This is a genomic window from Streptomyces abyssalis, assembly GCF_001751365.1.
GTDB lineage: Bacteria > Actinomycetota > Actinomycetes > Streptomycetales > Streptomycetaceae > Streptomyces > Streptomyces abyssalis.
In genome coordinates this window covers 1-10,660 of record NZ_LJGT01000033.1, presented here as the reverse complement: position 1 = coordinate 10,660, position 10,660 = coordinate 1, and the positions used below count along the sequence as shown (strand labels likewise).

Annotated in this window: 5 protein-coding genes and 1 pseudogene; 2 read left to right on the top strand and 4 right to left on the bottom strand. The window is 67.5% G+C overall.

The window, feature by feature from the left end:
* The 4 genes and pseudogenes from AN215_RS28270 to AN215_RS28265 form a co-directional block, all read right to left on the bottom strand.
* Positions 1-83: pseudogene (locus AN215_RS28270) on the bottom strand (HhH-GPD-type base excision DNA repair protein); the annotation flags it as partial.
* 409 nt (positions 84-492) lie between these two features.
* Positions 493-5,226 carry a type I polyketide synthase gene (locus AN215_RS00205; protein ID WP_079122548.1) on the bottom strand — a complete coding sequence of 1,578 codons (4,734 nt, stop codon included), beginning with the start codon at positions 5,224-5,226 and terminating at the stop codon, positions 493-495.
* A 675-nt stretch (positions 5,227-5,901) separates the two neighbouring features.
* Entirely contained in the window at positions 5,902-7,164 is a 1,263-nt protein-coding gene (locus AN215_RS00200) for a beta-ketoacyl-[acyl-carrier-protein] synthase family protein (RefSeq protein WP_070008663.1), read from the bottom strand.
* Between the two features lie 218 nt (positions 7,165-7,382).
* Positions 7,383-8,198, bottom strand: coding sequence for an IclR family transcriptional regulator (locus tag AN215_RS28265; protein ID WP_171904097.1), 816 nt, complete (start codon positions 8,196-8,198; stop codon positions 7,383-7,385).
* A gap of 710 nt (positions 8,199-8,908) precedes the next feature.
* Between AN215_RS28265 and AN215_RS00195 the strand changes: the two genes are divergently transcribed.
* On the top strand, positions 8,909-9,631 hold the full coding sequence (locus AN215_RS00195) for a TetR/AcrR family transcriptional regulator (protein WP_070008662.1): 723 nt from the start codon (positions 8,909-8,911) through the stop codon (positions 9,629-9,631).
* Between the two features lie 273 nt (positions 9,632-9,904).
* Positions 9,905-10,300: a nitroreductase/quinone reductase family protein gene (locus tag AN215_RS00190; protein ID WP_070008661.1), complete on the top strand. Its 396-nt coding sequence runs from the start codon at positions 9,905-9,907 to the stop codon at positions 10,298-10,300.
* Positions 10,301-10,660: the final 360 nt, after the last annotated feature.

The following is a 10,660-nucleotide window of genomic DNA, read 5'->3' as shown; positions in this document are numbered from 1 at the left end:
CCGTCGTAGTGGTCGACGAGGTACTGGCACAGCTGCTGCACGCGCTTGGCCATCGAGCCGGGATAGCAGTGCACTGCCGGTTGCGGGAGAGGCGGGCCGCGAACGATCACTCCACGAATCCACGAGTCCGATCTACGTGGCCCTCAAGCTCACGATCGGCTAAGGCGGAGTTCAGGTGGGCGGAGCCCTCCATCTGTGCCGTGATGACTTCCAGGAACATCTCATGCTTGGTCGGCAGCGCGGGCATCTGCTCGGTGGTCGCTGGCCAGGGCGGTGAGGGAAGGGTGCGGGGGGTGGGGGCGGTCATGGGCTCGCCTCCGGTTCGATGTCTCAAGCGGAAGGGGAGGATCGGCATGCCCACCAGGCGGCGGGCGCTCTGGAGGCCTTGCCAACCGGGGGCCTGCATCGCCCTCGGCCGAGGCCGGACACTGACCGGGGGCACCGGGACGGAGCCGAGGAGGCCTTCACCTCCGTCCCGGTGCCGGCTGCGGGTCAGGACAGCTTGGCGAGTTCCTCGCCGAGGATCTTGACTGTCGTGACGATCTGCTGCTCGGTGTGCTCGGAAGTGATGAAGAACCGCAGTCGTGTGAGGCGTTCCTCGACCGCCGGGTGGAGGATCGGGTTGGCGCTGACGCCCTCGGCGTAGAGCCGGTCGGCGAGTTGCAGCGCCTTGAGGGAGTCACCGGTGATGGCGGGCACGATCGGGGTGTTCTCGCTGGTGCCCACGTTCACGCCGGCCTCGGTCGCGAGCCGCCGGAACGCGTCGGCGTTGTCGTGCAGCCGGGCAATGCGCTCGGGCTCCTCGCGGATCAGTCGCAGCGCAGTCACCGCTGCGGCGGTGGAGGCCGGGGGCAGCCCGGCGCTGAAGACGAATCCAGGGAGCGTGTACCGGAAGTGCTCGATGAGTTCGCGTCGGCCGGCGACGTAACCGCCGCAACTGGCCAACGACTTGGAGAGGGTGCCCATCCAGACGTCCACGTCGTCGGGGTTGACCCCGGAGAACTCCGCCATGCCCCCGCCGCTCTTGCCCATGACGCCGATGCTGTGCGCTTCGTCAATCATCAGCAGGGCGCCGTGCTTCTCCTTGATGGTGATCAGAGGGGGCAGGTCGGCCGTGTCGCCGTCCATGCTGTAGACCCCCTCGACCACGATCAGGACGCGGCGGTACCGGTGGCGTACCTCGGTCAGGATCCGGTCCAAGGCAGCGAGGTCGTTGTGCGGGAACGGCTGGCGAGCAGCCCCCGACTGTCGGCAACCCTGAATGATGCTGTCGTGGGCCAGGGAGTCGTGCAGGATGAGATCCTCGGGGCTCATCATGTGGCCGATGACGGTGACGTTGGTGGCGTGACCGCTGACAAGGCTCACCGCGTCCTGTGCTCCGATGAGTTCTGCCAGGCCCCGGTCGAGCTCTTCGTGCAGGGGCCGATTGCCGGACAGGATCCGCGCGGCGGAAACCGAGGAGCCGTACTGCTCAACGGCCACTTGGATGGCCTCCGCCACCTGCGGGTGCCCGGACAGGCCGAGGTAGTTGTAACTGGAGAAGGAGATCAACTCGCGGTCGCCGACCTGGGTGGTGTCGCGGATGGTACCTTCATGCTGCAGGAAGAACGGGTTGTGCGTACTGGCCGAAGCGATCGTGCGCGCACGCTCCTGGGAGGCGACGACCTCCGGGAACAGGCGGACGTCGGCGTTCTCCCGGCGGTCGAAGGCGGCCCGTTCCGGGTCACCGGCGGTGGCCTGTGGGGTGGGCGCGGGTGGCGTCGCCGTGCGCTGCACCGGAATCGCTGTCGGATGCTCCGCCCGGAGCCGGTCCTGCAGGATGCCGATCAGTGAGCCGACGCTGGTGATGTCGATCATCTCGGCAGCACTGACCTCGATTGCGGGCCACTGCTTGCGCAGCCGGGCGGCGAGTTCGGAAAGCATGATGGAGTCGAAGCCGAGATCGGTGGCGAATACGTGCTCGGCGCGCAGGAAGTCCTCGGAGTACGCGCTGACGTTCGCTATGGCGGACAGCACGACGGCTTCCACCTCAGCGGCGGTGTCCGCCGCACTCGGCGCCGGCATGGCGCCCGCGGCCGCGAGCCGGGCGGCGCCGCTGTCCGGCGTGGCCGCCTCGGCCGGCTGCTTCACGGGAAGCTCGGCAGCGGGATGAGAGTCCGGGGCGGGGAGGCTCCGGTCAGCCGGGTCGAAGGACTGGAGCAGAGCGACTTGCGCGTGCAGGAACTCAACGAGACCGCTCATGTTCGGCTCTCCAAGCTGATGAGTGGGGACGGGGGAAGGAAGGGCTGTGTGGGGGCCTGAGGCCGCGTCCCCACCGTCGGCCGTGGCCGGCGAAGGCGCTGCCGTGGGCGTGGCGGATGGAGCGGACGGGTGCGCGGGCTTGGGCTTGCGCCCCGTACCGGTGAGGACGGTGTAGACCGCCGTGTCCAGCGGCGACGGGGGGAGGGACAGCAGCGGCTCGGCGTTGTCGACGTCGGCGCCGAAGAGTACTGACGGCTCGACGGGCACCCCCGCGACCGCGAGCCGGGCGAGGACGGTGAGGAAGGCCCGTCCACCGTCGGCCTGGCTGTTGGTTGCGGCCAGCAGGTCAAGCCCGGCGCCGGCGTCGCTGCGGCGGGCCATCTGCAGCAAGGTATCGCCGCCGTAGAGCTGTACGAGGAAGCGCGCACCGTCCTCGGCGACCGAGCGGACGGCGTCGATGAAGCGCACGGGTTCGATGTGGTGGCGTGCCCACAGGTGCTTGACCTCCTGTGGCTCCGGGCACGGCCGGCCGCTGACGCTGGAGACGAAGGTGCGCGTGGGGGTGGTCACGGGGAGATCCTCGACGGTGTGGGCCATCGCCTCGTCCGCCGCGGAAACCAGGGGCGAGTGGAAGGCGTGGGACACCTCCAGCCGCACGGAGGCGACACCTTGCTGACGGCAGTGCTCGCGCATGACGTCGACTGCCTCGCTGCTGCCGCTGAGGACGAGCTGGCCCTCGTGGTTGTAGCAAGCGGGCCACACACCCTCGACCCCAGTGGCGAGTTGTTCCGCCTCGGCGATCGGTGCCTGGACGGCAAGCATGGCGCCCGCGCCGGGTGCCACCGTCTCGGCGAGGGCCGAGCCCCGCCGCGCCATGAAGGCGACCGCGTCCCGGGCGTCGAGAACGCCGGCCGCCACTGCGGCGGGGAACTCGCCGACACTGTGCCCGACGGCGATGTCGGGTCGCACTCCGCAGGCGGCCAGCATCTCCGTGATGCTGATACCGGAGATGCCCAGGGCGGGCTGGCAGCGGTCGGTCACCGTCATCGCCGCTTGCGCCTCGGCGTCGTCGTGGTGGTGCCGGGACCAGACCAAGTCCGGCAGTTCCTGGGCGAGTTCATCGGAGACTTCGGCCGTCGCCTTGGCCAGTCCGGCGGCTCGTTCGGCGAGCAGGGGGAAACGCTGGACGAGGTCGGCCAGCATGCCGGGGCGCTGGGAGCCCTGGCCGGGAAAGGCGAAGGCTATTTTCCGGTCCTGGGACGGCAGGGGCTCGGCCGCCGCGTGAACGCCTTCGGCCGGCATGCCGACCTGTCCGTCCGCCAGGTGCTGGGCGGCCAGTTCGAGGCGGCTCAGCAGCTCCTCGCGGGAGGCGGCGATGATGGCCAAGCGTGCGGTGAGCAGCGTACGGGAGGCGAGAGTGCGGGCGACGGCGGCGGGTGCGACGTCGGCATTGTCCGTGACGTACCGGTGCATCTCCTGGGCGTGGCGAGCCAGTTGCGGCACCGACCCGGCGGACAGCAGGAAGAGCCAGGGCTCGTCCTGGGGCTCCTCGTTGGATTGCCGGGCTGACCTTCCGCCCCCGGTCCCGGTAGCCGGGCCGGGAGTGCGACTGGGTGGCGCGCCCTCCAGGACGGCGTGCACGTTCGTACCGCCGAAGCCGAACGAGCTGACGCCCGCCCGACGCAACTCGTCGTGCGGCCAAGGCTGCTGGCGCGTAGTCAGGCGCAGCTCCGCCGCCTCCAGTGCCAGCTCGCTGCTGACGCGCATTTCCGTGGGCTGCGGTGGTACGACGCCGTGGTGGATGGCGAGTGAAGCCTTCACCAGTCCGGCGGCACCGGCACCCGAGAGGGTGTGGCCGATGAGTGCCTTGGAGGAGGACACGTAGCACGGCCGGACCTGTTCCTCCTCGGCACGCAGCAGCTGCAGCGCCTCCAACTCGGTCCGGTCGCCGACCGGGGTACCGGTTCCGTGGGCCTCCAGCAGGTCGATGTCTCCGGGGACGATCCCGGCGTCTTGGTACGCCGCGCGGAGCGTGGCGAGCTGGCCCTGTGTCTGCGGGGTCATCGGACCGCCGCCGCGGCCATCGTTGGCCATGCCCACACCGGCGATGACGGAGTAGATGCGGTCGCCCGCCGCCAGGGCGTCCTCCAGAGGGCGCAGCACCAGCGTCGCGCCGCCCTCGCCCAGGACGAACCCGTCGGCGCGCTCGTCGAAGGGCCGGCACACTCCGTTCCGGGACAGCGCGCCGGCGCGGGAGAAACCGACCAAGGAGGACGGGGTCAGACCGATGTAGACGCCACCGACAAGGGCGATCGAGCATGCCCCGGCGCGCAGCGAGCGGATCGCGGTGTCCAAAGCGACGAGCGCCGAGGAGCAGGCGGCATCGACGGCGAGGGAGGGACCGCCCAGATCCAGGATCTCGCTGACCGTGGCCGGGACCATGTTGGCCAAAGATCCGGGAATGGTGAACGAATTGAACGGCATCACCGAGGAGTTGCTGGCCTCGTGCAGCTCGGTGAGCAGCTCCGGATCGCTGACGTCCTGGTGCAAGGACCCGTCTGCAAGGAGATTGGCGGTGACGCGGGAGAAGCTGATGTCACGGTGGTCCACGGACGCCACACCGGCGAAGACTCCGGTAGAGGCCCGGTCGAAGCCGTCCCGCTCCCAGCCGGAGTCCTGCAGCGCTTCCCGGGCGAGGTCCGTGAAGAGCTTCGCCTGAGGGTCCATAGTGCGGGCCCGGCGGGGTGGCACTCCGTAGTGTGCAGGTGCGAAGTGGTCGACTTCTTCGAGAAAGGCGACTTGGTCGGTGTAGGCGCTGTGCGGCTGCCGGAACTCGCCTGGCCGGTACCAGACAGAATGGTCCCACCGGCCTTCCGGTACGGCATCGAACTGCGGTTCAGCGTTCACCAAGAGCTTCCAGAACTCACTGGGGTTGGACGCCCCAGGAAATCGGCACGACATGCCGACGACAGCAATATGACCCATTGTCCGGTACTACCTCTCTCAACATTGATTCTCTGGGAAGTGGCTCGGTGCCGGAAGGGCGGGCGACTCTGAATCGCCTCCCGTCGCCCCGGCAGCGAAGACGCCTCTGCTTTCCGAGATGTGGTCGCGATTGGTAGGTTCCGTCTGCCTGACACCGACCCCTACAGCGTGGCCAGAGGACCGTGAGGCGAACAACCCGCTTTCTCAGCCAGTGAAAACCAGGTCTTCGAAATTGCTGATATTGAACTCATGGACCATAGAGCTGAGCCTGATCCGCTCAGACCTCTTACTGAAAAAAACCTCACGAACCGACCTCTAAGTGCTCACGGTTCGCATTCGAGGTGCTCGCCTAGTCGGATCTTGTTCCACCGGACGTCCTCATGTCACCCTCATTCTTGCTTTACGGGGGCATTACAACGAAGGGTGGAAATGCAGAACTTGGAGTGTCACCTGGTGGCTGACGTCGCGAACGAGTCTGACAGGGCTGTTCAACGTACAGACCAAGCAGGGCCGGATGACGCCGCGAGGTAGGCACGGAAAAGCAGGGCCCGACTCCCCGTCAGGCCCTGCTATCCGATCGGGCCGGACTCCCCAGCCCAGGAGTCCGGCCTCCGCGGTGGACGGATCCTCACAACCTCTGCCAACCGCCCGGGCGGCACGTGCCGGTGGGCTGGCTCAGACCGTGCGCAGGCCCAATACCACGTTGTGGCCGCCAAAGCCGAAGGAGTCGTTCAGGGCGGCGATACGTCCTACAGGCAAGGGGCGAGGCTCGCCGCGGACAATGTCGGCGTGCACTTCGGGGTCGGGATCGTCGAGATTGATCGTGGGCGGTGCGACGCGGTGGTACAGGGCGAGAGCGGCGGCCACAGTTTCGACGCCGCCGGCGCCGCCCAGCAGGTGGCCTGTCATGGACTTCGTGGCGGACACGGCGAAGTGATCGACGTCGACACCGAAAACGTCGCGGATGGCCTTGATCTCGGCCACGTCGCCCAGGGGCGTTGCCGTGGCGTGCGTGTTGACGTGCATGATCTCGGTGGGCTTCAGGTCACTGGAGTCCAGCAAGTGCCGCAGGGCGGCGGCGATTCCACGGCCCGTCGGCTCGGGCTGCGCGACGTGGTGACTGTCGGCGGACAGGCCCTGGCCGACCGCCTCCGCATAGACGCGTGCGCCGCGCCGCTGGGCGTGTTCGGCGGACTCCAGTACGACGACGCCCGCGCCCTCGGCTATGACGAAGCCGTCGCGGGCGGTGTCGTACGGCCGGGACGCCGCGGCTGGATCGTCATTGCGCTGCGACATGGCCTTCATGTTGTTGAACGAGGCCACATTGAGGGAGCAGATGGCTGCATCCGTCCCGCCTGCGACGACAATGTCGGCGCGGCCAGTACGGATCATGTCTATGCCGTAGCCGATGGCCTCGGCACCGGAGGCGCAGGCACTGGCTGTGCTGTGCACGCCGGCACGGGCGTTGACGTCCAGACCGACGTCGGCCGACGGCGTGTTCTGCAGCATCATCGGCATGGTCTGAGGGGACACATTGCGGGCGCCCTGTTCCTTGAGGACCTCGTACTGCTGAAGCAGAGAGGCCATTCCGCCGACGGCGGACCCGATGACGACGCCGAGTCGGTCGGGATCCGGCGAAGACTCGGTGCCCGCCGGGCCGGTGAATCCGGCGTCGGCCCATGCCTCGCGCTCTGCGATCAGGGCGAACTGTGCGCTGCGGTCGAGCCCTTGTACCTCTGGCTCAGGTATTTGTTCGGCGGGCTCCACCGCGATCTCGGCGGCGATGCGCACGGGGATGTCCTCGGCCCATTCGTCATCCAGCAGTCGGACGCCGGAGCGGCCGGCGAGCAGCGCCTGCCACGTGGACGCGGTGTCGCCGCCGAGCGGAGTGGTCGCTCCAAGGCCGGTGACAACCACCGTACGGCTGGTCGAGTTCACGGGATGCCTCCAACTTCGCGTATCGAGGGGGGAAAGCGGCTGTGGATCGCATCTGATGCGATGGGGGCATAGACGGGGTCAACAGTTGGCGGCGGCGCCTTCGGCGGTGGCCCTGTACTTCGCACCTGCGGAATCAGCTTCCCGGTCTCGGCCACGGTCCCTACGGCAGTCTCACGGAACTCCGGCTCGTACCTGCGTCGCCGTCCCTGCAATGGCTCTCAATTCTCCCTGCAGTCCAAGCCCCCGCGCGGCGAAGGGATCCTCAGTCCTTGCTGCTTGGCGAGTTCTTGAGATATCCGCCTTGCCGTTGCCAGCAGGGGCTTCGCGCGCTGATGAGGCGACGCGCCTGCCGACGAACCACACAGAGCGACACAAGCGACTGCGGTTCCGCAACTGCCGTGAATGGGAGCTGCGACACCCGAAAGGTCGTCGCGCGGCTCGCAGTCGTCCACGGCGTACCCTCGTCGCTTCACATCGTTGACGAGGCTGCGGAGGGTGAGCGAGCCGGTGACGGTGCGCCCCGTTATGGCCCGTGCGCCGCGTGAGTAGAGCTCACCTTGAAGCGCGGGGTCGGCGTGGGCCAGCAGGACTTGCCCGGATGCCGACGCGTACAGCGGGAACCGGTTACCCACAATGCATGAGCCGTCGAGGTGTACTCCGTCTCCCCAGAAGCTCTCCAACCAGATTCCGTCGCCCTCCTCCCGGGCCGACAGGAAGACCGATGAATTGGTTTCTCTTTGCAGTTCGAGCATGTGTGGCAGGGCGGCGGTACGAATCATCGAGTGCCGCGGGGCGAGCGTGGCCACTTCCCATAGGCGTAGGCCGATGCTGTATTTGTTGCCCGCTGCGCGTTCCAAAGCTCCCCACGACAGCAGTTTTGATACAAGGCGGTAGGTAGTCGCTACCGGCAGCCCCGACCTGCGGCTGATTTCACTTACGGTGAGAGCGGTATTCCTGACGTTGAAGCATCCGAAGATCTTGAGGGTCCTGTCAACTACCGAACGATCTGCATAATCGACAGATGAATTCTGCATAGAACAGACGCACCCTTCCATTCAGGCGCATACGCGTACGAACCCGACGCCGCCCACTGGGTGCTTCAGCAGGTGATGCTTGCACTTCAGGCAACCAGAAACAGAGGGCGAAGGCGTTCCAGCGTTCGCATGCCCGTTGGTGAGACGGTACGGGGCGCGGTTTGCCCCTGCCCCCGGGAATTGGGGCATCTTCAGCATTTCGCGGCGCGGTCGGTTTTGTGTCTACCCTTCCGACCCGTCGAGCGGGAATACACCCACCGAACTGCGCTTCGGTGCGGGTCTTCGCTTCACGGCGCGGGCGCCTGGGACGCTGCGCCGGACCGGTCTCTCGAACTCCCGCACGGGCCCCGGCGGTTCATCTGATCGCCCCCGGCGTAACCCGGTAGTGATCATCACACGGCCTCCTCTCTCGGCCTCTTGCCCCGCGGCGGCTTCGACCGAGCCAAGCCGGTTCGGGATCGTATCTGCGGAACTGTCCGGGCCCCGAGGTACTCAGCCCCCAGGAGCGGACCACCGCGCGGCACGCTGGTCGGAGCCTGCGCATGGCGGGTACGAGGTGTGGGGTGCCCGCCACCCTGTGGCACATCGGCCTGACAACGAGTCAGAGTCTCGATGTGGTCACGAACCAGTGTGCCGTGAACACTGATCCAAAACAAGTGAGTTGCTCTCGTGCTTGGCCACTGTTCTCCACCTTGTGGAACACTGCTCACATGGGAGCCATCAAGGGAGCAAGGGAACGAGCCCGAGCCGAGATCACCGACGCCATCAAGACCCAAGCACGACGACAGCTCGCCGCAGATGGAGCCGCCAGGCTCTCGCTGCGCGCAGTCGCACGTGAGCTGGGCATGGTTCCGTCAGCCCTCTACCGCTACTTTCCCAGCCGCGACGACCTGCTCACGGCGCTCATCATCGACGCGTTCGAAGCGGTGGGTGAAGCCGCGGAGATGGCGTTGAAGGACAGCGGCAGCACCGATCTCATGCGGGAGTGGGTGGCCGTGTGCCGGGCCGTGCGCCGCTGGGCGCTCGGTCATCCGCATGAGTACGCACTGATCTACGGCGCGCCCGTCCCCGACTACCGCGCGCCCCAGGAAACCGTGAAGCCGGCCTCCCGGGTGGCGCTGGTGCTGCTGTCGCTGGCTGAATCGGCCCTGGCCACTGACGCCCTGAAGGCGCCCGCCCAGGGGGTGCCTCCCGCTACGGTGCTGGATTCCGACGTCCTGGAGCTCGCCCAGGAATCGGACCGCGCGGTCCCGCAGGACGTGCTGCCCTGGGTCGTCACTGCCTGGGCACAGCTCTTCGGACTTATCAGCTTCGAGGTCTTCGGCCACTTCCAGCGAGTGGTCGAGGCACCGGAAGAGATGTTCGACCAAGCCGTCATCGCACTGGCCCACCAGACCGGCCTGAAGTCCTCGAAGGCCGACGGCACGACCTGAGCAGCGAGGGGCGCCGAGTGGATGCATGAGAGATGCCCCATCCCGGGGTCTCCGGGCCGGCCCACGACTGCTGCAAGCCCGTCAGACGAATCCCGGAGCCTTCTCACAGCCTGGCCCGGTCCTCGCGGCTGCTCTCAAGGCACGTGAGATGGCACCCGAGACGGGGCCGTGGGCCGCTGATGTGCCCGACGGCGTCGACCGTACGATCGCACGGCGTGACCCTGACGGCCCGAATCCAGGTCAGGGAACAGCGACGGCAGACGGGAGAGACACATGACACGCAACAACGAGATCAAGCACCGGGTCGTCACGTCGTTCCAGCGAAGGATCGTCAACCCGCTGACCGTCCGTCTGCCGACCCAGGTTCTCCTGGAGACCACCGGCCGGAGTTCCGGACTGCCTCGGCGGACTCCCATCGGCGGGCGCCGCACCGGCCGGGAGTTCTGGTTCGTCTCGGAATACGGCGAGAAGTCCCAGTACGTGCGGAACATCAAGGCGGACCCGCGTGTCCGCGTCCGCATAAACGGACGATGGCACAGCGGCACGGCTCAGCTCATCCCACAAGACGACTCCCGTGCACGGCTGCGGACGCTGTCGCGTTTCAACAGCGCGGCGGTGCGGGCGCTCGGCACGCACCTACTGACGGTCAGGGTCGATCTGACGGACTGACCCGGCCCGCCGCCGAGTCCGCAGACGGCCTGATTGGTCATTCGCCTACGTCTGGCCCGGCACATCGGGCGCTGGATTCGCTCGACTGCTCCGGTATCAGCCCCGCGTGCTGAGCTCGATGTACCTTCTCACCTCTGAAGACAAGGCCGACGGGGTCACCCGCCGAGTCCGTTCCGGCTGGAAGGGCAACGCTGAAGCGTGTGCACAGCAAGTCGACGGACTCCACATCACACAGGCCGGCGGCGCAGGGACACGACCTCGTCGACGCATGAGAGAGGGCGGCCTCGATCGTGACCAGCAGCCGTCAGGTCTTCTTCCGGGCCGCCCGCTTGGTCTCCTGCTTGTACGCGCGGACCTGCT

Coding starts and splice junctions, on each gene's coding strand:
- AN215_RS00205 (WP_079122548.1), bottom strand. CDS start 5,226: ATGGGTCATATTGCTGTCGTCGGCATGTCGTGCCGATTTCCTGGGGCG.
- AN215_RS28265 (WP_171904097.1), bottom strand. CDS start 8,198: ATGCAGAATTCATCTGTCGATTATGCAGATCGTTCGGTAGTTGACAGG.
- AN215_RS00195 (WP_070008662.1), top strand. CDS start 8,909: ATGGGAGCCATCAAGGGAGCAAGGGAACGAGCCCGAGCCGAGATCACC.
- AN215_RS00190 (WP_070008661.1), top strand. CDS start 9,905: ATGACACGCAACAACGAGATCAAGCACCGGGTCGTCACGTCGTTCCAG.